The organism is Phaeodactylibacter xiamenensis (assembly GCF_000759025.1).
Taxonomy (GTDB): domain Bacteria; phylum Bacteroidota; class Bacteroidia; order Chitinophagales; family Saprospiraceae; genus Phaeodactylibacter; species Phaeodactylibacter xiamenensis.
Genome location: NZ_JPOS01000079.1, coordinates 79,170 through 101,465, shown reverse-complemented (window position 1 = coordinate 101,465; position 22,296 = coordinate 79,170). Strand labels below are relative to the sequence as shown.

The 22,296-nt window shown below is 50.7% G+C and carries 22 protein-coding genes; 15 read left to right on the top strand and 7 right to left on the bottom strand.

Going from position 1 to position 22,296, the window contains the following annotated elements:
* Positions 1–16: 16 nt before the first annotated feature.
* From IX84_RS20485 to pyrF, 5 genes are all read right to left on the bottom strand, one after another.
* Complete coding sequence (locus IX84_RS20485; protein ID WP_044225128.1) at positions 17–1,024, bottom strand: succinylglutamate desuccinylase/aspartoacylase family protein; 1,008 nt, start codon at positions 1,022–1,024, stop codon at positions 17–19.
* 55 nt (positions 1,025–1,079) lie between these two features.
* On the bottom strand, positions 1,080–1,352 hold the full coding sequence (locus tag IX84_RS33550) for a hypothetical protein (protein WP_160213852.1): 273 nt from the start codon (positions 1,350–1,352) through the stop codon (positions 1,080–1,082).
* A 268-nt stretch (positions 1,353–1,620) separates the two neighbouring features.
* Positions 1,621–2,907, bottom strand: coding sequence for a hypothetical protein (locus IX84_RS20475; protein WP_044225123.1), 1,287 nt, complete (start codon positions 2,905–2,907; stop codon positions 1,621–1,623).
* Between the two features lie 357 nt (positions 2,908–3,264).
* Positions 3,265–4,602 (bottom strand): GntP family permease, encoded by a 1,338-nt coding sequence (locus tag IX84_RS20470; protein WP_173426316.1) that lies wholly within the window; start codon positions 4,600–4,602, stop codon positions 3,265–3,267.
* A gap of 3 nt (positions 4,603–4,605) precedes the next feature.
* Positions 4,606–5,418 (bottom strand): orotidine-5'-phosphate decarboxylase, encoded by an 813-nt coding sequence (pyrF, locus tag IX84_RS20465; RefSeq protein WP_044225120.1) that lies wholly within the window; start codon positions 5,416–5,418, stop codon positions 4,606–4,608.
* A gap of 107 nt (positions 5,419–5,525) precedes the next feature.
* Between pyrF and IX84_RS20460 the strand changes: the two genes are divergently transcribed.
* From IX84_RS20460 to IX84_RS20440, 5 genes are all read left to right on the top strand, one after another.
* The gene (locus IX84_RS20460; protein WP_044225118.1) at positions 5,526–6,530 is read left to right on the top strand and encodes an aminodeoxychorismate synthase component I; all 1,005 of its coding nucleotides are present in this window, start codon (positions 5,526–5,528) and stop codon (positions 6,528–6,530) included.
* Positions 6,527–7,150: an aminotransferase class IV gene (locus IX84_RS20455; protein ID WP_044225115.1), complete on the top strand. Its 624-nt coding sequence runs from the start codon at positions 6,527–6,529 to the stop codon at positions 7,148–7,150. Before IX84_RS20460 ends, IX84_RS20455 begins: the two co-directional genes overlap by 4 nt.
* A gap of 69 nt (positions 7,151–7,219) precedes the next feature.
* Entirely contained in the window at positions 7,220–8,653 is a 1,434-nt protein-coding gene (locus IX84_RS20450) for an ATP-grasp domain-containing protein (RefSeq protein WP_044225112.1), read from the top strand.
* The gene (locus IX84_RS20445) at positions 8,653–9,498 is read left to right on the top strand and encodes a mechanosensitive ion channel family protein (RefSeq protein WP_044225109.1); all 846 of its coding nucleotides are present in this window, start codon (positions 8,653–8,655) and stop codon (positions 9,496–9,498) included. Before IX84_RS20450 ends, IX84_RS20445 begins: the two co-directional genes overlap by 1 nt.
* A 277-nt stretch (positions 9,499–9,775) precedes the next feature.
* Positions 9,776–11,446, top strand: coding sequence for a formate--tetrahydrofolate ligase (locus tag IX84_RS20440; protein WP_044225107.1), 1,671 nt, complete (start codon positions 9,776–9,778; stop codon positions 11,444–11,446).
* Positions 11,447–11,489: 43 nt separating this feature from the next.
* Here IX84_RS20440 and IX84_RS20435 read toward each other — a convergent pair whose 3' ends face one another.
* Positions 11,490–11,741 carry a hypothetical protein gene (locus tag IX84_RS20435; RefSeq protein WP_152605164.1) on the bottom strand — a complete coding sequence of 84 codons (252 nt, stop codon included), beginning with the start codon at positions 11,739–11,741 and terminating at the stop codon, positions 11,490–11,492.
* A 350-nt stretch (positions 11,742–12,091) separates the two neighbouring features.
* On the opposite strand from IX84_RS20435, the gene IX84_RS33545 reads away from it, so the two are divergent.
* The 5 genes from IX84_RS33545 to IX84_RS33540 all read left to right on the top strand — a co-directional run bounded on the left by IX84_RS33545 (position 12,092) and on the right by IX84_RS33540 (position 13,731).
* A complete protein-coding gene (locus IX84_RS33545) occupies positions 12,092–12,268 on the top strand; it encodes a hypothetical protein (protein ID WP_160213850.1) in 177 nt (58 codons plus the stop codon).
* A 13-nt stretch (positions 12,269–12,281) separates the two neighbouring features.
* Complete coding sequence (locus IX84_RS20425; RefSeq protein ID WP_044225097.1) at positions 12,282–12,524, top strand: cold shock domain-containing protein; 243 nt, start codon at positions 12,282–12,284, stop codon at positions 12,522–12,524.
* 48 nt (positions 12,525–12,572) lie between these two features.
* Complete coding sequence (locus IX84_RS20420) at positions 12,573–12,788, top strand: hypothetical protein (RefSeq protein ID WP_044225094.1); 216 nt, start codon at positions 12,573–12,575, stop codon at positions 12,786–12,788.
* A gap of 294 nt (positions 12,789–13,082) precedes the next feature.
* Positions 13,083–13,469, top strand: coding sequence for a hypothetical protein (locus IX84_RS20415; protein ID WP_044225092.1), 387 nt, complete (start codon positions 13,083–13,085; stop codon positions 13,467–13,469).
* An 88-nt stretch (positions 13,470–13,557) separates the two neighbouring features.
* On the top strand, positions 13,558–13,731 hold the full coding sequence (locus IX84_RS33540; RefSeq protein WP_160213848.1) for a hypothetical protein: 174 nt from the start codon (positions 13,558–13,560) through the stop codon (positions 13,729–13,731).
* Between the two features lie 36 nt (positions 13,732–13,767).
* Here the strand turns inward: IX84_RS33540 and IX84_RS20410 are convergent, their stop codons facing one another.
* Positions 13,768–15,180: an alpha/beta hydrolase-fold protein gene (locus IX84_RS20410; RefSeq protein WP_052516244.1), complete on the bottom strand. Its 1,413-nt coding sequence runs from the start codon at positions 15,178–15,180 to the stop codon at positions 13,768–13,770.
* A gap of 118 nt (positions 15,181–15,298) precedes the next feature.
* Here IX84_RS20410 and IX84_RS20405 point away from each other — a divergent pair, with 118 nt between their 5' ends.
* The 5 genes from IX84_RS20405 (at position 15,299) to IX84_RS31260 (ending at position 22,283) form a co-directional block, all read left to right on the top strand.
* Complete coding sequence (locus IX84_RS20405) at positions 15,299–16,576, top strand: LVIVD repeat-containing protein (RefSeq protein WP_044225089.1); 1,278 nt, start codon at positions 15,299–15,301, stop codon at positions 16,574–16,576.
* A 13-nt stretch (positions 16,577–16,589) separates the two neighbouring features.
* Entirely contained in the window at positions 16,590–17,183 is a 594-nt protein-coding gene (locus IX84_RS20400; protein ID WP_152605163.1) for a hypothetical protein, read from the top strand.
* Positions 17,184–17,303: 120 nt separating this feature from the next.
* Positions 17,304–17,858, top strand: coding sequence for an RNA polymerase sigma factor (locus IX84_RS20395; protein WP_044225084.1), 555 nt, complete (start codon positions 17,304–17,306; stop codon positions 17,856–17,858).
* Positions 17,848–19,068: an outer membrane protein gene (locus IX84_RS20390; RefSeq protein WP_044225082.1), complete on the top strand. Its 1,221-nt coding sequence runs from the start codon at positions 17,848–17,850 to the stop codon at positions 19,066–19,068. Before IX84_RS20395 ends, IX84_RS20390 begins: the two co-directional genes overlap by 11 nt.
* Positions 19,069–19,241: 173 nt before the next feature.
* Positions 19,242–22,283 carry an ATP-binding protein gene (locus IX84_RS31260; RefSeq protein ID WP_052516243.1) on the top strand — a complete coding sequence of 1,014 codons (3,042 nt, stop codon included), beginning with the start codon at positions 19,242–19,244 and terminating at the stop codon, positions 22,281–22,283.
* Positions 22,284–22,296 lie beyond the last annotated feature (13 nt).

Genomic DNA, 22,296 nt, shown 5'->3' with positions numbered 1-22,296 from the left:
TATTTAGTAACTTTCATTACTGATGATCCAACTCCTGCGCAGTAATGCAAGGTATCTTCTTCGTATTAATACCTAAATGCAGAATCCTGCTGCCGGATTGGTTGATGGGATTGACGCTCTTCCCAATGACAACCCCGTCTTCAGGGCAAAAGTACTCCTTGACTGTTTTTCCAAAAATGGTCTTTACGGCGGCAATTTTATCTCCCTTCTTTAATTGCTGCCCGAGCTGCGGGAAGACATTGAGAATCCCCCCTTCATCAGTGTACAGCCAATAGGAGGAGTCGCATAGGGTAATTTCATCTGCCGGGCAAAGGATTTCACCGGGCAGCATCTTCAGGTCGCAGAGTATGTTTCTGACGCCTACCAGACTGTCGTTGATCACATCCCGTTGAAACAAATGAGGATCTCGCAACTCTATAGTGATGGTCTTGATGCCATGTATGGCGGCCCGCCCCCTTAGCGTTATGCCGATTGGAGTGTGGTTGAGAATGATCTCGGGGTTCTGCAGCCTTGCCATCCTTGAGCTCATTTCATCAGACATATCAGCGCGGATGTAGTAGGTGTTCACACGCCCGAAACTTGCGGTATGCAAATCGATCAGGTAGTCAAATTTCTTGACGATCCTTTCAAAAAGCCGGTAGACATACAGCTCGCTTTGGGTACCATCGCGCTTGCCCGGGCTGATCCGGTTGAGGTCGACACCATCGTTGAAAGCCCTTTGCTCCAGCAGCAGCCCGGGGACATTTGCGACGAGTACGCCCACAATTGTACCCCTGAGTTCATCCAGATTTAAGTCGTTGATGAGCTTCTGGATGACCGGGATGCCGTTCAGCTCATTGCCGTGCAGGGCGGCATTCAGCCCAAGCACCGGACCGTCTTCCTTGCCCCGGGCAATAATGATGGGTATCCGGACCGGCTCACCAATCCCATTGTTGATGATGTGCAACCACGCTTCGCTGATCTGCCCCTTTGGGAAGCTTTCAATATTTAGCTCTTTGATCCGATAAGAATGCTGTCCTTCCATTGCCCTGTTGTTTTTTATTCATGACAACCAACGGTACAATATACGAAAGCCCTGTTCATCGTTGCCTAAATTCCAGCCGGTCTCCATCGTCATTAAACCGGATCGTGTTTTGGTCAATGGAAATGAAATACCAATCGTCATCGAGCTCGTCAAAGTTTCCGACATTAGGAAAGTCCATGTACAATTCCACCCTCCCGTCATCACGAAAAACATTATATGTCCCTGTAACAGTATCACTATCACCCACTGCCGCTATATTACCGTTTGAACTGAAGTTAAAAACATAGGACTCAAAATAATCGGTCTCATCATCTCCATCATCTGTCAAAAGGGTAATGATTAAACCTGCATCATGCATCAAGAAAGAAGTAACAGCGCCAGCATCATTTGTTGATGGACTAACGTCGCTGCCATCATTCTGACTACATCCGATAAACACCAATGAGCAAGCCAGCATGGTAGCAAAACAAAAGAAAGCATTACAATTACCTTTCATAGCATTACTTTAATTTTAAATAATATCCTATTGACACCTTACCTTAATTTTGGTTCTGCCGCCAGCATTTTTTTATTCAAAAAAACGCTGTGCTACCCTGTCATCGCAATGCCCGCTGCATCCGCTTTATCCGCCCGGGATAAAGCACCAGCTGAATAAAGTTGAACTCCAGCTGCCGGAAGGAGACTCCACCCTCAGGTCCTATATTTTGAGTTGGCGTATACCGCAAATTAGTGCGCAGGATAAAGCCCTGAAGCTGATTGGGGCGGATATCCCAGCCGAAGGTCACCCCCGGCACCCATTGTACTTCGCTGCCCTCGTAAGGCGTAGACCGCTGCACCGTTTCCTCCATGCTGAGCCACTCGCGGCTGAGGTGGGGGCCGATAAATGGTACGAAGCCATGGTAATCAAAGAGGAATTTATAGGCTTCGAGGGTTAAGGCCCGGCGTTGCAGGACCTGAGCAGTGCCGTAAGCCGAACGCTCCGACCGGTTCGCCCGGAAAGCCAGGTTCAGGTGGGCATCCCAGGGATAGTGGTAGTAGCCCAGCCCAAATTCCGGGAAGATCGCCGCACCGCTATGGCGGCCTATCGCCGGGTACAGTTTATCATTGCGCGGTGAGCGGCCTAGTATGAAGGCAGATGAAGGGCCCACGGCTACCGACCAGCCGCTGAGGGCTCGCTTTTCTTCCAGGCGCTCCACAGTTGCAGCCGTCTGACCGCTCTTCCAGCTTTTCTCCGCACTGAGGGTCGTCTCTATCTGCCAGTTGCAGCCCAGCCAGAAGTAGGTGGAGGGGAGCTCAATCTCTACCGCATCATTCGGGCTGACGTAGTAGTCCGTTTGGTTATTCAAAAACTGACCCGCGCCCAATTCAAACAACAGCTGCTTGCGCTGCCAGGTCAGCCCCAACTGTACCGGAAACCGCGTCTGATGCGCAAATGCCCCCGAGCCCCGGTTGCTGTTCTGTTGCCAGTCGCTTATTGCAAAGGCGGCACCGACGAAAGGACGGAATTTCTTTTCCTCTATGCGCCAGGGGTATACCCGCAGCCCAGTTTCCACACCGGGATTAAAGGTGTAATCGCCACCAAATGGCACACTGTTGTCCAGCACATTCGCAACAGGTATGGAGATGTAGAAATTGGCGTGCCCCCAAAAGTGCGTCCCTGCGATATTAATGCGCGGGACAAGCGCCGCATTGGGCGTAAAATCCGACAAGCTGCCGTCTCCATCCAGGGCGAAAGTCTGCCCCGATGCCGGAAATAATACCGCGTCCGCCCCAATCAGCAATTGCGCAAACCGGTGACGGGTCTGCCCGCCCTCCACGTAAGGCTGTGCGGTAGACTGAACGTAGAAAACACAGGTCAATAAGCTAAGCCATAGGTATCGCATGAGTTAGGTGTTTTCAGGCAAAAGTAACTCTTAATTCAGGGATGTTCCGCGAAACCCTAAACTTTGCATGGAAACATACATACGTGCTGATTCCTCCTACTGATGAGGCTCGAAGCAGGGTTCGGCGAGAAGTATTCCGGGCGAAAAAGCCACTTTTACAGCACACCCGGCGAAGGAAGTGCGCCGGGTGAAAAAACCACCTCTAAAGACATTACAGATTTCATTCCCTTCCGCCCGAGCCATGCCTCGCTCACACTTTTACATTTTACATTCAGCAGTTTGCAGTTTTACATTCCCCCTCCATTTCATTCCCTTCCGCCTATTCAGCAAAGGCTGGAATATTCACTGTACATCAATTCACCCCAAAACCCAATACAACACCAATACCCCCACCAAAACCGTCGCCCCCTGAGCCGCTGTAATCAACGTAAAACTCCGGTACGCCTCCCGCATTTCCATACCGCTAAACTGCGTGACCACCCAAAAGTAACTGTCGTTGGCATGAGAGACCGTCATAGCGCCACCGCCGATCGACAGCACCAGCAGCGACAGTTCCACCGGGTTCTCCATCCCGAGTTGTAAAACGACCGGTGCTAGCAGAGAGGAGGTAATCACCAGCGCATTGGTAGAGGAGCCCTGAGCTGTCTTCAAAAACGCCGCAATCAGAAAAGCGACCACCAGCACACCTGCTCCGGCATAACCGCCACTGCCCAGACTGCCTTCCACCAGGTCCGCAACCGGTGTGGCTTTCAGAACGCCCCCAAAAGCACCGCCCGCACCCGTAATAATAAGAATCGGCCCTGCCAGTTTGATGCCCTCTCCTATCCAGCCGCTGAGGTGCGCGCTGTCCCATTTGGGCATTAGCCAGAGTGCGGCCACCGTGCCCAGCATAAGGGCAATGAGCGGGTGGCTGAGAAACAACAGTAATGACGTGCCTGGACCATCGTACCCGAGCAGTTTGAGGACCGAACCCGCTGCGATGAGCAAAATCGGGAGCAGTATGGGCAAAACGGAGCGCCCCAGAGAAGGCAATGTACCTGTCTCCGGCGCTTCTGCTACCAACTCCGGCAGTTCCAGCCGCTGCCCCAGCCGCTTAGCCAGGAATACCGCGACCAGCATCGTAGGCAGGGCCACCAGCAGCCCAAGCAGCATAATCGTGCCGAGATAATCCGCAGCGCCGAGGTTACCGGCGGCGGCGATTGGGCCCGGAGTAGGGGGCACCAGGGTGTGGGTGGTATAGAGCCCCGCAGAGAGGGAAAGCGCCAGCACGCCTTTTTTAACGCCCGACTGCCGGGCGACCGCGTCATTCAGCCCGGACAGGATGATGAACCCGCTGTCACAAAATACCGGGATGCTGGTTATCGCTCCAATAGCTGACATCGTCAGAGCAGGGCGACCCTTCCCTACGCTACTGAGCAGCGCAATCGCCAGCCGGTGGGCAGCCCCCGATTTCTCCAGAATATACCCGATGATACTCCCGAACACCACGATAAGCCCGATGTAGCCCATCAGTCCACCAAAGCCTTCGTTAATAGCCGTAATTAGGCCAGAGAGTGGCATACCGGCCGCCAGCCCCAGAAACAAGGTAGCGCTCAAAAGGCTAAGAAGAGGATGCACGCCCAACCGGGCAGACAGCACAATAATCAGTACAATGGCTGCAATAATCGCCAGCAGCAACGGGATTCCGGTGAGCATAAACTATAGGTTTTGAAGCAATGCAGCCATAGAGGTTTGCAGAGCTTGAGCCGCACTTCTTGCTTTTTCCGCAAAGTCCTCCCCTTCCCCGGCGAAAATGATGCCCCGGGAAGAATTGACCAGCAGCCCCACATCCGCATTGGCACCGTGGCGGGTCAGGGCTTCAAGATCGCCGCCCTGTGCACCGACACCGGGCACCAGCAGAAAGTGGTCCGGAGCAATTTCCCGGATTTCCTTAAACTTCTCCGGGTGGGTGGCCCCAACGACGTACATCAGATTGCCGGGCGTACCCCATTCCTGCGCCTTTCGCATGACCTTCTCATACAAAGGCTGGCCGTTTTCCTGCTGATCGAATTGGAAATCCTGACTCCCCTTATTGGAGGTCAGCGCTAAAAGGATCACCCATTTGCCTTCAAACTCCAGAAACGGTTTTACAGAATCCACGCCCATGTAAGGGGCTACCGTAACCGCATCAAAGCCCATCTCCCCGAAAAATGCCTGTGCATAAAGGCGGGAAGTATTGCCAATATCGCCCCGCTTGGCATCGGCAATCGTGAAGTGCTCATCGGGGATGTATTCCAGGGTCTTGCGGAGGCTTTCCCACCCTTTGCTGCCAAGTGCCTCGTAAAAAGCCAGGTTGGGCTTGTAAGCCACACACAAATCTTTGGTCGCGTCGATAATGGCTTTGTTGAATTCAAAAACCGGGTCCTCTTTGTCCAGCAAGTGGCGGGGCAATCGGTCAATGTCGGCATCGAGGCCTACGCACAGGTAGGATTGCTTTTGCAGGATTTGGGCGCTGAGTTCCGCTCGGGTCATATTCTTTTGGAGCGAAAATAGGAAAAAGTGTACATTTCAACTCTATCCCTCCTGTTGTGTTACTATGGCTGGCACAACCGTCTAACTAAAGGAACCCAAACCGGAACATGACCATAACCACCGACCGGCTTACCGCTCAGCAACGTATGAACGACCTGGGTAAAGACCGCCGGCCTTTTCTCTTCCTGATCGACTTTGAAATGCAACGGCCCATTGTGCTGCCCCTTGATGCCATAGACCCGGAGCAGTTGCAGTTTGCCATTCACAACCATCGGAATGACAGGGGCATGCCCTCTGCTACCGACTTCCACTTCGAGCGCCATCCGGTATCGCTTGCACGGTATGCTGCTGCATTCAAAGAAGTGCAGAAAGCTTTGCACGATGGCAATACCTACTTGCTCAACCTGGCCTTCCCTACTGCCATTGATACCAACCTGAGCCTGCACGATATTTTCCTGCTCAACCGGGCGCGTTACCGGATTTGGCTGAAGGGGCAGTTTACCTGCTTTTCTCCGGAGCCTTTTGTGCGAGTCAGCCAGGAAGGGCGCATCGCCTCCTTTCCTATGAAGGGCACGATCGATGCTACCCTGCCCGGTGCCGAACAACAATTGCTGAGCAATGACAAAGAACGGGCGGAACATGCCACAATCGTCGACCTCATCCGCAACGACCTGAGCATGGTGGCTAAAAAAGTCCGGGTAAAGCGCTACCGTTACGTGGAGGCTATTACTACCCATACCGGCAGCCTGCTACAGACCAGTACCGAGATTGAAGGGCAACTGCCCGGTGACTTCCATCAGCAACTGGGTGACTTGTTCTTCAAACTACTCCCGGCCGGCTCCATAAGCGGGGCGCCAAAGCAAAAGACGGTAGAGGTCATCCGGGCCGCAGAGGGACAAGACCGCGGTTACTACACCGGCGTGTGCGGCATTTACGACGGGCAAACCGTAGACAGTGGTGTGATGATCCGTTTTGTGGAAGCCACCCCTGATGGACTGATCTTCAAAAGCGGAGGGGGCATTACCGCCCGCAGCCGGATGGAAGCGGAGTACGAAGAGTTGCTTCAAAAAGCCTACTTGCCTTTTGCCCCTGCAACTGCGCCGTTGATATGAAGCCACGCCTGCTCGAAACCATTTGTTGCCAAAATGGGCGACTGAAGGGGCTGGTATTTCACCAGGCCCGCGTCCGGCGCAGCGCACATGCCCTTGGCTGGACAACCTTACCTAATCTCCACAGCATTACTATACCTCAACGATTTCAAGAAGGGCGTTACAAGTGCCGGGTGCTCTATCGGGAATACATTGAAACTGTTGAATTTACGCCCTACGCAATACGCCCCGTGCACAGGCTTACCCTAGCCAATGCCGATCATATCGACTACGCCTGCAAGTACGAAGACCGCGCACTGATTAACGCCGCCTTTGCCGAACGCGGAGCAGCAGATGATGTGTTATTCGTTAAGAATGGCTTGCTCACCGACACCTCCTATGCCAATATCGCCCTGTGGGACGGCTCCCGATGGCTGACGCCCAGACAGCCAATGCTAGAGGGGACCCGGAGGGCACGGCTCCTGGAGCAGGGCCGCATTTCCACTGCGGACATTCACGCTGCCAGCCTTGACCAATTTGAAAAAATCGCGCTCTTCAATGCGATGATGGACCTGGAAGAAGGCCCGGTAATTGCAGTGCACCCAACCAACATTAGACAAAGCCGCCCGTTTACAAAAAAATAACAGCGGGTAGCTTGTTTATCCCATTTTGAAAACCATACCTTACCCGCAAAAACAGGAAAAGCACAACGCATGAAGTCCCAACTATTCCAACCCGGACAATTTGAACCGGAAGACCATTGGTACGCCAAAGCCCTGAACGCTACCATCCACCCGATGATCTCCTTTTTCCTCAACCTGAGCCAGGAGCGCATCATCAAGCGTTATTGCCACCTCCACCCTATGGTGAGCCCGGATACACTGCGCAAGCTGCTCAAATACAAACCCAGGCACTTTGTATGGGCGGGCGCTGACCTCATGCACGTGACGAGCGAGAAGGGTAAACGCCAAATGGTGGTTATTGAGAACAACTCCTGCCCTTCCGGTCAAAAGTCTATGCCGCTGCTCGATGACAATCAGGAACAAGGCGGCTACCGGCTGCTGATGGAGCGTACTTTCAAACCCCTGACCAAGTCCCGCCGCGGCCCTTCAGGTGAGCTGGCAGTGGTCTATGACAAGAACCCCATGGAGGCCATAGGCTACGCTAAAGCCATGGCTGATGTTTTCCAGGAGCCGGTACATACCGTAACGTATTACAATACGGACGAAGACCCGGCCGTCCGCTTCAAAGACGGGGTCATGTATGTCCTGGGTACGGATGGGGAATGGCACAAAATCAGAATGGCTTTCCGCTACCTCACCCAAAGCCCCTGGAACCGGCTGCCGGTGATGAGCAAAACGCAGATTTTCAACCCGATTGTCGCTTGCCTGGCGGGCGGGCGCAATAAAATGCTGGCCTCCAAAGCCTATGACCTGTTCAATGCCGAACTGGAACAAGCCGGGCTGGAAATCCTGACGCCGGAAACCATCTGGGACGTCAGCCTGGAGGAAGTGCCCATCTGGGTGGCTAAGCTGGGCGGGCAGGCTGTGGTCAAAAACCCATACAGCAACGCCGGGCAGGGTGTTTACACTATTGTTAACGAACAGGAGTTGGCGGATTTTATGAAGCAAGACTTCAAATACTCCCGCTTCATCGTACAGTCGCTCATCGGCAACTACAACTGGAGCTCCACTAGCAGCAAGGGGAAGCTTTACCACATCGGCACTGTGCCCAGCAGTAAAGGCAATGCCTATGTGGCCGACATCCGCATGATGGTGAGCTACACTGCAGAAGGTATCAGGCCCCTGTCTATCTACGCCCGCCGCGCTGCCGAACCACTGGCTGACCATATCGAAGGGGGCACCGACTCCTGGTCCATGCTCGGCACCAACCTTTCCATTAAGGAGGGGTCCAACAGCTGGGGCTCAGATACCAACCGCCTGCTGCTTATGGACCGCCGCGATTTCAACAAGCTCGGTATCGGGCTGGATGACCTGGTGGATGCTTACATCCAAACGGTATTATCCATGATTGCCATCGACAAGATGTCCATACAGCTCTTTAATTCCAAAAACAAATTCCGCACCCGCCTCTTCAAGTCCCTGGATGACGATCAGGCATTACTGGATGAAATCATGCTGTCGTAATGGAGCAACTCAAACCGTATGCGCTTTTTTTAGGGATCATAGCTGCCACCATTGTGCTCGCTGCTATTTTCAGCTGGCTTTTCCGGCGGTTTCTCAAGCGGTCGACCATCATTATCAGGAATGATCCTACCAACTATATTTTTCTGAGACATGCCATCACCGGGCTCATTTATATTGTAGGTATAAGCTGGGCAGTATATACCGTGCCCAATATGCGTGCTATTGCCAATTCGCTGCTGGCTGGCGCTGGCATTTTGGCTGTAGCGGTTGGCTTTGCCTCCCAGCATGCGCTGAGCAACATCATCAGCGGGATATTCATCATTATTTTTAAGCCTTTCCGGGTCAATGACCGGCTCAAATTCCAGTCAGGGCTTCAGGGTGCGGTGGAAGATATCAGCCTAAGGCATGTGGTTATACGGGATTTTGAGAACCGACGTATCCTCATACCCAATTCGGTGATTAGCGAAGAAGTGATTATCAATTCTGATTTTGGGGGTGACTCGATCTGCAAGTGGCTGGAGTTCTCGCTAAGCTATGATACCGACCTGGAGTTGGCCAAGTCCATTCTGACTGAAGAAGCCATGGCCCACCCCAATCTGCTGGACAACCGCTCGGAGGAAGAGAAAGCAGAGGGCTTTCCTGTAGTCAGAATCAGGGTTATTGATTTGGGGGAAAGCGGATTGCGCCTCCGTGCCTACCTTTGGGCAGAAGATAATGCAAGTGCCTTTGCCATGGGGTGCGATGTGATGGAGCGCCTGGTGTCACGATTTAAGACCGCCGGAATTATCTTTGGCCTGCCACAGCGAGTAGTAAGCATGCGGGAAAACCCAGACCGTAAAGAATAAAAAAACCGCACTCAGACGAGAATGCGGTTCAGCAAATTAATTAGTATGAAAAAACTCTGGTAAATTTAACTCGATAGGCCGGCTTTTGTTTCACTTTTTTAAAATTTTTAATAAAAGATCACACTTAATTAGCAAAGGGCTTACAAATAGTTAACCATTTACCTGTTTTTTCGCTTTTCTGCTGATATATATCATTGAAACAGCTAAAACTAAAGTGGATTATACCTGCCCTTAAACAGGTATGACCTAACCAATACCAAACCAGATAAAACCACACATGAATCGAGACATTGAAATTGCTCAGCAGGCAACACTTCAGGATATTGGAGCGATTGCCGCCAAACTGGGCGTGCCTGAAGGCAGCCTGGAACGCTACGGCCACCACAAAGCCAAACTTCCACTCTCCCTGATTGATGCAGAAAAAGCCAGGCAAAGCAACCTTATCCTGGTAACGGCCATTTCCCCAACTCCCGCTGGAGAGGGCAAAACCACTGTATCCATCGGGCTGAGCCAGGGGCTGCAAAAGATCGGGAAGAAAACAGTGGTGGTGCTTCGGGAGCCCTCCCTGGGCCCGGTTTTCGGCATCAAAGGCGGTGCTGCCGGCGGTGGGCAGTCGCAAGTCCTGCCCATGGAGGACATCAACCTCCACTTTACAGGTGACTTTAGCGCTATTGAGAAGGCCCACAACCTGTTGGCCGCCCTCATTGACAACAACATCCAAAGCAAACAGGGCAATCTGGGTATTGACCCAAGGACTGTGCTCTGGAAACGGGTTATGGACATGAACGACCGGGCTTTGCGGCAAGTTGTGGTAGGCTTGGGCGGTACCGGCAACGGACTGCCCCGGGAGACTGGCTTTGACATCACTGCGGCCTCAGAAATCATGGCGATTCTGTGCCTGTGTGAGAACCGCACTGATTTAAAAACGCGCCTTGGCAATATATTCATTGGCTTCACTTATGACCGGAAACCGGTGTATGCCCGTGACCTTGGTGCGCAGGGCGCGATGGCAGCACTGCTTAAGGACGCCATCAAGCCTAATCTGGTACAGGCCCTGGAAGGGGTACCTGCCATCCTCCACGGTGGCCCTTTTGCCAATATCGCACAGGGGACCAACTCTGTTATGGCTACACGAATGGGGCTGAGCCTGGCGGACTACGCCGTCACAGAAGCGGGCTTTGGCGCAGACCTGGGCGCTGAGAAATTCCTGGACATCAAATGCCAAAGCGCAGGCTTGTCGCCCAAAGCAGCAGTGCTTGTCGCCACCATCCGGGCTTTAAAATATCACGGTGGCGTAAGTCTTGACGACCTGAAGAACCCCGATCCTGAAGCAGTTAGAAAAGGTATCCCCAATCTTGAGAAGCACCTGGAAAACCTACAGCAGTTCGGCCTGCCGGTCGTGGTGGCCATCAACCGGTTTGTTTACGATAGCGAGGAAGAGCTCGCCACGGTGGAAGCCGCCTGCGCAGAAAAAGGCGTTAAGGTGGCCCGGTCTGATGGCTGGGCTAATGGAGGCGAAGGGACCCGCGCATTGGCGGAAGCAGTGGTGGAACTTACAGAAAACGGCAATACCCGGTTCAAGCCTTTATACGAATGGAATATGCCCGTAAAGGAAAAAATCAAGACCATTGCCACAACCATTTACGGCGCTGCAGATGTAGCCTACAGCAGGGAAGCAGAGCGCGATCTACGGCGAATCCGAAAATTGGAGCTGGAAGGCTTACCCGTTTGTATAGCCAAAACGCAAAAATCTTTGTCGGATGACCCCAAACTAACAGGACGCCCTGAAGGCTTCACCCTTCATATACGAGGCATCGAAATAGCTGCCGGTGCCGGCTTCCTGGTGCCACTTAGCGGAAATATGATGCGCATGCCGGGCCTACCCGCATCGCCTGCCGCCCTGAATATTGATATTGATGATGAAGGGGTGATTTCTGGCTTGTTCTAATAGGCCATCAAGCTTAATTCATGGGTTGAGCCTTAACAGACCACTAGTCCTGATCTTTGTCGATGAGGTGGTCTTCCAACGGCAGCCCATGCCGGAGCAGTTGCAGCCGGTCCTGGCATTTCTCACAATTACCCAAGTGAGTAATCAGGTGACGATGCGGCTCACTGCCCGGTCTTAATTTCCCACGCCAAAAGGCTGTGAGCACCTCATTCGATGGGCATTCATATACCCGGAGAATTTGCCGTACCGCCCGGTAAACGATGTAAGCCGCAATGAGAAGGAATATTGTAAACATCAGCACTTTATTGGCCCGAAAGATAAGTAGAATCGTATCCTTATGCTTTCCAGGACGTAAAATAACGGGCAAAGTTTTACGCTGTTTTGCCTGCCAGGCAAAAAAACCAAAACTTTCAAAATTGAACTATTTATTGGGGAAAGCCGTTTCTTATAATGTAGCAAGTTGTTTAAAAGTTTGTATTTAATTCGGGTTTTCTTGTATTTCCCCTCTAATCGCCTGACAACCAATTCAATCGAATTTTCTTTCGGAGGTTTTTTTTGATAGCGGAGGAACTCCCTGATAAACGCTGGAAAATCTATGTTGCTACATCCAAAACAGGAAAACACATTAACCAGGAAAAAAATTTCATGGCAAAAATTAAAACCCGCAGGGTGCAAGTTATCGAAGCCGACGCGAAATATGTTACATTGCTCTTTCTCGATCAGCATTGCCAGATTCAGCTGCCCAGACTAACCTTTCTGCACCGGAAAGAATTGGGGCTGTATGAAATTTTGAATCCTGAATTCATGAAACCTGCAGTATAAAACCAAGAATACCATGTGGTTAAAGAAAGTTGTGAATTACTTCACTGGAGAGGACGAATCATTTGAAAAGAAAGGTAAAGTCAAATTTTTTAACCGCAAGCGCGGCTATGGCTTTATAGAGCCCGAAAATATGGATAGAGATGTGTTCGTCCACGTCACCAGTCTTGAAGACAAGATTTCAAAAGGCGACGAAGTAGCCTTCGAGGTTGAAGCCAGTGATAAGGGACTGGAAGCTCGTAAAGTCCGGTTGATTTAGTATCCGGTCGCTTTGGATTCATTCTATTTTATTCACTAAACTATTACTATGAAATTGCGTAAGAACTTTGCAATGGGTAAAGGCAAGTACTACTTTACGATAAAATCCGTCCCCAACAATATTACCATTTTCAGAAAATCAAAAGACGCTGCTATTTCTACTTTCAAGAAGTATCAGAAAGCAGGAAAGGAAATCGAGTGGCTTGGCAAATGGGACGGCAAAAAATTTGTGGACAACTCCATACCTGCTGCCCTGGCTTCCTGATCTGCCCGGATAGAAAGCAAAGCCCAAGCGGCTATAGTTGTTCCCGGTCAGTTCCGTTTATTGATGTCTTTTAAGTGCAAACATTTGCGCGTATCAGTCTTGCAGCCCGTGCTGACCAAACATTAATCTGCTTTTTTGAAACTTGCGCCCCTGGCATTCAGTATACTAATCATGAATCCTGGTCGCCACTCGAAATAAAGTTTTGCCTATTCTATCGCACTTCACACCTCTTCCCTGGTTTTATCAGGGAAGACGCAATTAGATATCGTTCCAATAATTAAAAGCCTCCATGATATGGTTACGTCTGAGAAAGATGAAAAAGTTTACGAAAAGGCTATTACCTGGGTCAGGCAAAGAGGTTACTCCAAAGTAAAAGCCAACGTAGAAGACGAGGGAATCGACAAGCCCACGTCTTTCAAGCAGCCCCCCTCCTCCCCCGATGAGGAAGAGTCGTATATCACTCCTGATATTACCGCAGTGATGCGGGGCAACAAATGCTACTTTGAAATCGCCATGAAATCAGACCAAAAACAAGACCTCATCACTAAATGGAAACTGCTTGACCGGCTGGCTTCAATCAAAGAGGGAAAGTTCTTCCTCTTTACACCGCATGGGCACCGTGCTTTTGCAGACCGGCTGGTAAAACAACATGATATTAACGCCACCCTGATTAACATCTAAGTGTGCCTTTATTTGACCATAAAACGGTAGCCGTTTACCCGAACTTACCGGACAACTACTTTCTTCAACATTTTAATCGACAGCTATTATGATAGATCGAAGCATCAAAGTCAAAGTACTCAAGGAAACGTCTAAAACCGTTACGGTACAACTGACGACTTTAAATAGAAAAATGCCCGTGCCTCGAAAAGAATTCGAAAAGCGCGTGAAAAATGGCCTGTACGAAGTCATCGGTGGTTACGAAGTAGAAGCTGAAGAGTAGTTCTTCCCGGACTACCTTCCCAACACAGTCTAGCATTTACTTCTGCACCATCAGGCGCTTCATGCCTATACATTGGCCGTTTTTCAGGTAAAAGCCGATCAGGTAGGCAGCAGGCGGCAATCCGGCAAGGCTCATTCTCCGACCATCAGGCTGAATGAGCCTTACTAGTTTACCCTCTGCTGTGAAAACCCTGCACTGAAGCCCCGGCTTTTCTTCCGGCAGCTCGATATATACAGTATCTCCGCCCGGGTTCGGAAATACCTCCACACCTTTCATAAAATCGCGGGCATCTTCACTTACGCCGGTGGTCAAATTGCCAAACAACCACTCATAGGCAGCGGGGAATTCTCTTTTCCAGTACCATTCAGCATGTGTACCATCCGGATGCCCTACAGCAACAATCTCGCTTTCCTCAAACCCCGCAGCCAGTAGCTCCTGCTTCATAGCCATCATATCAGCCACCTGTTGCCCGTTTGCCCCTTCCTGAGCTCCGGCAATCATATATATCCGCATATCCTCGTGTTTCCCCCGGTCGCCTACATGGTCATAGCACGCTTCAGCAAACCAGAAAGAAGCAGAAAAAATCCCCGCTTTGCTAAATATATCCTGATGCTCTATCGCAGCATAGAGTGAAATCAGGCCGCCCATGCTCGACCCCATAATACCCGTGTGGGCCCGCCCCGGAAGCGTCCGGTAGTTTTCGTCTATGTGGGGCTTAAGTGTTTCCACGATAAAATCCACATAGGCTTCTCCTTCCCCCCCACCATAACTTGGGTTCACCCACGGACTGTACTCGTCTAACCGGGCGACCCCGCCGTTGTCAATGCCTACTACGATTATGCCGTCATCCCCATTTTCGAACAGGGCGTTCAGGGATTCATCCACTTCCCATTCTCCGAAGGCTGCAGTAGCGGCATCAAAGAGGTTCTGGCCATCGTGCATATAAAGGACCGGATAGTCCGTTGTGGAGGTCGTGTAATCTGGTGGCAGATAAACCCAAATACGACGGTTGCGGTCCAGCTGAGGCATATAAAAGTCTTCCGCAACCACAGTAACATTATCAGCGGCAGTGGAACTTCCCGGGCCGTCTCCTTCCCAGGATACAATTTCCAGATCGACCTCCAACTGCCCCCCGCCGTACTCCAAAGTCCGGTTGGGCAGAAAACCGCCATCCGAATTGCCTTCCACCGTTGCCCAGCTACCCCGGGTAAATTTGAACATCAGAGTGCCCGGATCAGGCTCAAAAGTGAGGGTGTAAGTACCATCCGCAGCTGCAGTAAAGGCATAATCCGAGCTACCTTCCTCCCAACCATTAAAGTTGCCTGCCGCATAAAGGACCGCCCCGTCCGGCGTATTAGCTGGTACACTCGTGATATTGAAAGTCACCTGAGCCAGTGCCGTTATCCCGAAAGCAATCCAAATGAACGTAGACAGAATGATTTGCCTCATCTTTTTTTTTACACAAATATAGGGCTTTAACCCAACCCTCCCTGCTTTATCCAACGTCTGGCTTTGTGAGAAGTCATCGGGAATAGATTATCTCTAAACTTTTCACAAATTTACCTTTATGAAAACGATCCCGACTTTCTATTATCTGATAGGCCTGCTCAGCCTTGCGCTGGCTTTGCCTTCTTGTATAAAGGATACCTGTGAGGCAACGAGTACTTTTCAGGCTTATGAACCGGTTTACGTGAAACCCGCTGACTTCCGCCACTCTATAGAATTTGAAGCACCCAAAGACCTGGAGAACCCTGGCAAAATTTATGTTTACCAGGATATCCTCCTGATTAATGAGCGTGGTGCAGGCATACACCTGATTGACAACAGCAATCCGGAAGCCCCCCAACCCTTTGGGTTCCTGAATATTCCGGGCAATGTGGATATGGCAGTGCGTGGCAATATGATCTACGCTGACAACTATGTAGACCTGGTCGCCATTGACATTACCAATCCCAACAGCCCGGTTTTTGCCGGACGGACCGAAGAAGCCATTCCCAGCCATAGCTTTGACGAAGAGCAAGGCTATTTGGTCCGGTACGAGAAGGTGCCAATGACGGAGGAGGTAGACTGTGACTCGTATACCGGTAATTCCTTTTGGAGAGACGGCACTTTATTCATCGATGTGGCGGCAGGCGGTGTGGCGCAGGATTTCGCCAATGAATCCGCCGGACAAGCGCAGGACGTAGGTGTTGGAGGCTCTATGGCAAGATTCACCCTCGCCCAGGACCACTTGTATGTGGTGGACGAACACCGGCTGCATGTATTTGGCTTGTCCGCCACCCCTGAGCCTGAAAAGATCAATGTAGTCGATATAGGCTGGGGTATTGAGACCATTTTCCCTTACGGAGATAAGCTATTCATTGGTGCTGCCGACGGTATGTATATTTTTGACAACAGTGTGCCTACTGCTCCGGAGCAGCTATCGGTATTCCGCCACGCTACGGCTTGCGACCCGGTTTTTGTAGATGGGAATATTGCCTACGTGACGCTCCGGAACGGCACGGAATGTGAGACTTTTACCAATCAGCTCGATGTGGTGGATGTCACCAACCTAACAGACCCGGTACTGATCAACAGCTTTAGCATGCACAACCCACATGGATTGTCTAAGCTCCATAACGCCCTGTATATCTGTGAGAACGAACAAGGCGTAAAGATTTTTGATGCCACCGACCCGGCAACGGTTGGCAACGAGCAAATTGGAAAAATGACAGGATTCCAGGCTTATGATATTATTACGCTGCAAGGCCATTTAGCGATAGTCATAGGCGACAATGGTTTATACCAATACGATATTAGCAATCCGGAGGCACCACGCCGTTTGAGCAACCTTTTATCGCTGTAATATGGCACAGTATATGAAAGCATGGGCTTTTGCCGTATTTACAGTCTTGGTGCTGCTACTGCCGGGCACAGTTGAGGCACAGCAGGATACTGAAAGCATATTCGAGCCCGGGTGGGCGCATGAAGTGCACTACGGCAGCCTGATCGGGTCCTCAGATTCAGAAATACAAGCCGGTGCCTCCCTGCAATACATTGGCACCTACCGGATAAAACGTTATCTTGGGGTAGGTGGAGGAGTTGGGGCACAAAGCTATCAGTTCAACAGTGGCTACAGCTACTTCCCCTTTTGGGCTGTTTGCAAGCTTTATGACCCTTCTCAAACTGGTGTGCAGCCCTATTTGCAGTTTGCCGCAGGTTATGGAGCAGCGCTTAACCGGAGGGATGAGGAGACTTTGCTGGTTGATGCAACAGGAGGCTTTAATGCTCACGGGGCGATAGGCCTGGAAGTACCCATTCGGCAGGAACTTGGCCTGTTATTGAGTCTGGGCTATCAGTTTCAGTCGGCTCAGTCAACATTTGACCATTTTGGCTGGTGGTGGGGAGACCGGCAGACTACGCAGGAATGGAAGTTCCGGCGTATACAACTGCAAATTGGAGTTAAATTTTAGCCTTCTTTGACAAATCTCGTGGTCAAGTCGAAAAGGGAAGCAAAAGCAACCAACGGGAGCGTTGATTTCCTTTTTGGCTTGACTCTAAATCACGAGATTTGTCTAAGAACCAATTTTAATATGGCAAAGGACGCATCCGCATATACCGATGAAGAGCTGGTGGAAGGCTGCCTGAAAAACAGGCGGCTGTCTCAGGAAATGCTCTACCGCAAGTACTTCAACAGTATGATGCGGATGTGCCTGCGTTATACCCAGGATAAATCAATAGCGCTGGAAATCCTGAACACCGGGTTTCTCAGAGTTTTTAAAAAGCTGGAGAAGTACTCATTCAACGGGTCACTGGAGGGCTGGATCAGAAGGCTTATCTTCCATAGTTTATCAGACTACTTCAAAAAGCACAACAATCAGGTTCATTTTCTCGATCTGGAAGACCGGGACGGGCCTGCACCTGACAACGCCCTGAGCCAATTGTATTTGGAGGATATCCTCAAGCTGGTGTCTTATTTACCGGATGCCACAAGAGAGGTTTTTTACCTCTACGCTATTGAAGGCTACACGCATGTGGAAATTGGAAAGCAGCTGGGGATCAGCACCGGCACCTCAAAATGGCACCTTTCCAATGCCAGGCAAAAACTGAAACAATTAATCAGAACGCATTACAACCATGCAGGATAATTTCACATCGAATATTAACCCCGAATGGGTGGAGGAGGGCTGGTCAGGCATGCGGCAAATGCTCGACCAGGAAATGCCCGTTCAACAGCGCCGCCCGTTGGTATGGGTATGGTGGAGTGCTGCACTGCTGGCTATTGGCATAGGCACAGGTTGGCTGCTCAATGATTTTGCCGGTAACCATACAGTCATCGGGCAGTTGCCGGTTCCTTCCGAATGGGCAAGGGCCAGCCAAAACCCGGAACACTCACCGTTGGAGCAGGAAGCAAACGTTACTGGTCAGGGTGACTCCTCGCCGATTGCAGGCAATACTCCCCCAATAGCAGGAGCAGCTCATTACCCTAATGCGGCTTTGAACACTTCCCCAATTCCCCGCCCCGTAAAACAGTCTGAGCCTAATGCGAAGGTTCAGTATAGACAGACAGCAAGTGCAACGACATCCATAGAGCAGGAAGGGCCACTTGCGCTCTCCCCTGCACTTACTGCTATTCCCCCGCTGAACGCTCTTGCAGCACTCAGCCCTGAACCATTGGAAAAACAAAGCTTTCCGTCGCTGCCCGAACAGCCAAAAACCACTTTGGCTACAACTTCCCCCTGGCAGCCCGGGCTTTTCATAAGCGGGCTCTTCGTGCCAGAACAAGGCAGCACAGGGTATGAAGCAGGGGTTTTTCTTGCCTGGGAGCCTAACCAATCAAGATGGTACAGCCGCTTTAGCATGAGCTACCTCCGCTTAGGGATGAATCAGCAACTGGATCAACGGCAGTTTGCGCTTTCCAACAGTCGCTTCTCCAACAACCCGGCTGTGGTCAGCATGGCTACAAAGGTGGAAGTTGCACACTTCGCTAACACAGCCCTACGTGCCGGCTATCAAATCACTCCTGGGCTGGGGTTGGAAGGTGGCTTCTTCATGGCCTACCTCACCAGCGCACAAAAGGTTAATCTGTGGGCTGGCACAGGGGCACCGGACAATAGCGGCGGAACGGACGGGAGCGAGGCCAGCCTTCCTGCTTTCAATATTACCAACCGATCTCAATCCGTAACAGGGTTAAGCCGCTGGAGTACAGGATGGACAGCTGGTTTACGGTATAATTTAAGTGACAATTTTTTCACTACCCTTAACTACAGCGCCCCTGTAACGGGCTTTCCAGCAACTGGCAATCAAAAAACAATCTTAAACCCAACCATTGCCCTGTCACTATTTGGCAGCTTCTGAAGGGCCAGTTAACATTTTTTTTAGTAGCTTTTGACCCTGAACTTCAGAGTCATTGACAGGAACGAATCATGTCTAAGCTAAAAAAAGGTGATTGCCTGCTCAGGTGTGTTCTTTTTTTTGCGCTTTTTTCGAATTGCTGCCTTCTTCATAGCCAGATCAGTGAAGAGCAACTTGTGCATTTTGATATTGAGGACGGGCTGCCTTCTAAAGTAATCTATGGCGTTGAGCAAGACAGTTCCGGATTCATCTGGGTTTCCACCGATGTTGGCCTCTCCTACTTTGATGGGGTTGAATTTCACACGCTGACCACAAAGGACGGACTGCCGAGTAATGACGTAATTGGCACTGACTATGTGGACCACCGGCTTTGGGTAAACACCCTTGGCCACCTCTCCTACCTCACCCCTGACTTTAAGGTCCAAATTGCCCCTATTTCTTCCTCTACCTTTTCTTCCTACATTGACCATCAGTTTGTAAAAACGGAAAGTGCGCTTTGGATCAGCCGTTCAAATGACCTTTTCAGGCTCAACGATGCCCTGGACATTATGCCTGTGGCCCCGGAACTCCTCCGGGAAGATAGCACCTATTATTGGGTCTTCGAACATCAGGATCAACCCTGGATGGTTAGAAAAAAGAAAGGGTACAGAACAGAGCTGCTCCAAATAGCCGGTAATCAAGTCAACACCTGCTTCGAAGTTGGCGACCCAAGTGATGATGTGTTTTACTTCTACTATGCCTCAAAAGGCCCTCTGCTTTATTGCCACTTTAAGGGCAATGTATTGGTCATCAATACGGACACCGAAACGGCGAAGAAGATAATTCAGGGGCGGGACCTCAACAGCCACATCCGGCTGAAAGACAACAATCTATGGATCATACAACCTAGAAATGGTGTTGAAATATACGCCATTCAGGGCGATACGGCGGCTATTTACCAACAAACACTTTTAAAGGGCCAGCAACCTTCCAGCGTCCTATTAGACAAAGAAGGCAATGCCTGGATCGCTACGCTCGGAAACGGGCTCTACTTTTTGCCCCGGCAAGCCAGTGCAATTCAGGTGGTGCGCAAAGCAAATGGCCTTACAGAAAATACGATCAACAGTATATTAGCTACCGATCAGTACCTGGTTGCCGGCAACCGTAGTAACATCCTTGAATTCTTCACATCCGACAGCTCCGGCAAGGTAGCAGTAACGGGCAGGAAAACCCTGGAGGACCAACCTGGCTTTCATATCACCAACCGGGTTCTAAAAATTGCCATGCCCCTTCCGGACCATTACTTTCTGGCTACCGACATCGGCTTGATTTACTACGGCCAAAACAGGGAGCAGCTCCTACTTCAGGAGGCCATCAAAAACCTGGATATTGGCCTCAATGGAGACCTCATTATTTCCAGTCATAAAGGCATAAGGAAGATAGCGGCAGCTGACCTTGCCCAAATAGACCAAATGACTGCTCCGTGGGAGATGTTCAATAAAAAAGCTGTAAAAATCGAGTCGGTTTTCCCCGGCCGGTCCTACGCCAGCACAGTAGACCATGGCGGGACAATCTGGGCCCATACCATTACCAATGGCTTAATGCAAATCACTCCAACAGATACTATTTTCTGGAAAAACCGCCACCCTGTTTTTTCCAGTCAGATCACAGACTTCGAAATCCTGGCAGACAGTACGGTTTGTGCCAGCACCAGAGGAGACGGGCTGGTCCTGATCAAAAACAACGAATACCGGATACTCAATCAAGATAGCCTGCTGGCCAGTGACTTCATTAATGTCCTCTACCAGGACCCGCACGGAAGCCTTTGGATTGGAACGAATAAAGGGCTTACCAATTGGATTGCACCCTCTTTTGATGGGCCCCGCGCCCAACTCGTGACTTACAGTACGTCCGACGGATTATTGTCCAACAGCATCAATGATATTGCACTATGGCAGGGACAGGTATTCATTGCGACTAATGAGGGCGTAATGTACTTTAAGCCCAGCGAAATCATCAATGCTTCACAATCTCCTAAATTGGTGCTTTACCCGCCGGCAGTAAATGACACTATGGTAATTAAGGCTGCTGTGGCCAGTCTAGCCCCGAATGAAAACAATATCCAATTCAGGTTCGCATCTCTGAATTTCCAGGACCGCCAAACCATCACCTTTCAGTACCGTCTAAAGGGGCTGAACGAGGAATGGGCTTCTACGAAAACCCCAGAGGCGAGGTATGCAGGTTTGCAGCCCGGAAGCTATACTTTTGAGCTCAGGGCCCTTACTGACAAAGGTCAGGTCAGCTACCTTTCCACCCCTTTCCACTTCAAGATCAACCGTCCTTTTACTCAGTCGCTAACCTTTTACTGGCTGCTTTTCATAGGTGCTTTGGCAGTGATGCTGCTTGTTCTCCAAAGTTTCAACCGAAAGGCTAAAAACCGGGAACTCAATCAGCTGGTAAAAGAAAAGACCAAAGCCCTGAAGGAGCAAAACCAGGCACTGGAAGCTTCAAACGCCAAGCTTAGGCGGTCCAATCAGGAGCTCAACCAGTTTGCTTATGTAGCCGCCCACGACCTGAAGTCGCCTCTGCGCAATATTTCAAGCTTCGTGCAGCTGCTGCGCCGCCGTGCCTATGACAAGCTGAACCAGGAAGAGCTGGAGTTTATTGACTTTGCAGTGAAGGGGACGCAGCAACTGGAGCGGCTTATCGATGACTTGCAGGCTTATTCCCAAATTACCGCATACGCTGAGCAAAGAAGCTGGAATACTGTAAAAAACCTGGTTGAGAATGCCATCGGGCAAATCCCAGCCCTTCAGAAAGAAGGCCAGGTGAGCCTCCTTACGCCCAACCACAAGATCTGGATCAACACCCGAAACGGGCAATTGCTCTTTTATCACCTGCTGTCCAACGCCTCTAAGTTCCGGCATCCGGACCGCAATTTGAAGGTACGTGTGGGGGCCAGGGAGGAAATGGGTAAGCCTTATATTTTCGTTGAGGATAATGGCATCGGCATTCACCCACAGTATCAGGAAAAAATCTTTAAGATATTCCAGCGCCTGCATACCAGCCTTGAATACCCAGGTACCGGTATTGGCCTTGCGATCTGCAAGAAAATCATTGAAGAGGAAAATGGCCATATCGGGCTGTCCTCAGAGGAGGGGAAAGGCGCTACCTTCCTCTTCACCTGCCGCATAACCGAAGAAAGGGAAGCAGCTCTCGCTACTCCCCTTTCTAATTGACGATCATTTCTGA

Excerpts from the sequence above, each read along its gene's own strand:
- IX84_RS20485 (WP_044225128.1), bottom strand. The coding sequence starts at position 1,024 with ATGGAAGGACAGCATTCTTATCGGATCAAAGAGCTAAATATTGAAAGC.
- IX84_RS20475 (WP_044225123.1), bottom strand. The coding sequence starts at position 2,907 with ATGCGATACCTATGGCTTAGCTTATTGACCTGTGTTTTCTACGTTCAG.
- IX84_RS20470 (WP_173426316.1), bottom strand. The coding sequence starts at position 4,602 with ATGCTCACCGGAATCCCGTTGCTGCTGGCGATTATTGCAGCCATTGTA.
- pyrF (WP_044225120.1), bottom strand. The coding sequence starts at position 5,418 with ATGACCCGAGCGGAACTCAGCGCCCAAATCCTGCAAAAGCAATCCTAC.
- IX84_RS20460 (WP_044225118.1), top strand. The coding sequence starts at position 5,526 with ATGACCATAACCACCGACCGGCTTACCGCTCAGCAACGTATGAACGAC.
- IX84_RS20455 (WP_044225115.1), top strand. The coding sequence starts at position 6,527 with ATGAAGCCACGCCTGCTCGAAACCATTTGTTGCCAAAATGGGCGACTG.
- IX84_RS20450 (WP_044225112.1), top strand. The coding sequence starts at position 7,220 with ATGAAGTCCCAACTATTCCAACCCGGACAATTTGAACCGGAAGACCAT.
- IX84_RS20445 (WP_044225109.1), top strand. The coding sequence starts at position 8,653 with ATGGAGCAACTCAAACCGTATGCGCTTTTTTTAGGGATCATAGCTGCC.
- IX84_RS20440 (WP_044225107.1), top strand. The coding sequence starts at position 9,776 with ATGAATCGAGACATTGAAATTGCTCAGCAGGCAACACTTCAGGATATT.
- IX84_RS20435 (WP_152605164.1), bottom strand. The coding sequence starts at position 11,741 with ATGTTTACAATATTCCTTCTCATTGCGGCTTACATCGTTTACCGGGCG.
- IX84_RS33545 (WP_160213850.1), top strand. The coding sequence starts at position 12,092 with ATGGCAAAAATTAAAACCCGCAGGGTGCAAGTTATCGAAGCCGACGCG.
- IX84_RS20425 (WP_044225097.1), top strand. The coding sequence starts at position 12,282 with ATGTGGTTAAAGAAAGTTGTGAATTACTTCACTGGAGAGGACGAATCA.
- IX84_RS20420 (WP_044225094.1), top strand. The coding sequence starts at position 12,573 with ATGAAATTGCGTAAGAACTTTGCAATGGGTAAAGGCAAGTACTACTTT.
- IX84_RS20415 (WP_044225092.1), top strand. The coding sequence starts at position 13,083 with ATGGTTACGTCTGAGAAAGATGAAAAAGTTTACGAAAAGGCTATTACC.
- IX84_RS33540 (WP_160213848.1), top strand. The coding sequence starts at position 13,558 with ATGATAGATCGAAGCATCAAAGTCAAAGTACTCAAGGAAACGTCTAAA.
- IX84_RS20410 (WP_052516244.1), bottom strand. The coding sequence starts at position 15,180 with ATGAGGCAAATCATTCTGTCTACGTTCATTTGGATTGCTTTCGGGATA.
- IX84_RS20405 (WP_044225089.1), top strand. The coding sequence starts at position 15,299 with ATGAAAACGATCCCGACTTTCTATTATCTGATAGGCCTGCTCAGCCTT.
- IX84_RS20400 (WP_152605163.1), top strand. The coding sequence starts at position 16,590 with ATGAAAGCATGGGCTTTTGCCGTATTTACAGTCTTGGTGCTGCTACTG.
- IX84_RS20395 (WP_044225084.1), top strand. The coding sequence starts at position 17,304 with ATGGCAAAGGACGCATCCGCATATACCGATGAAGAGCTGGTGGAAGGC.
- IX84_RS20390 (WP_044225082.1), top strand. The coding sequence starts at position 17,848 with ATGCAGGATAATTTCACATCGAATATTAACCCCGAATGGGTGGAGGAG.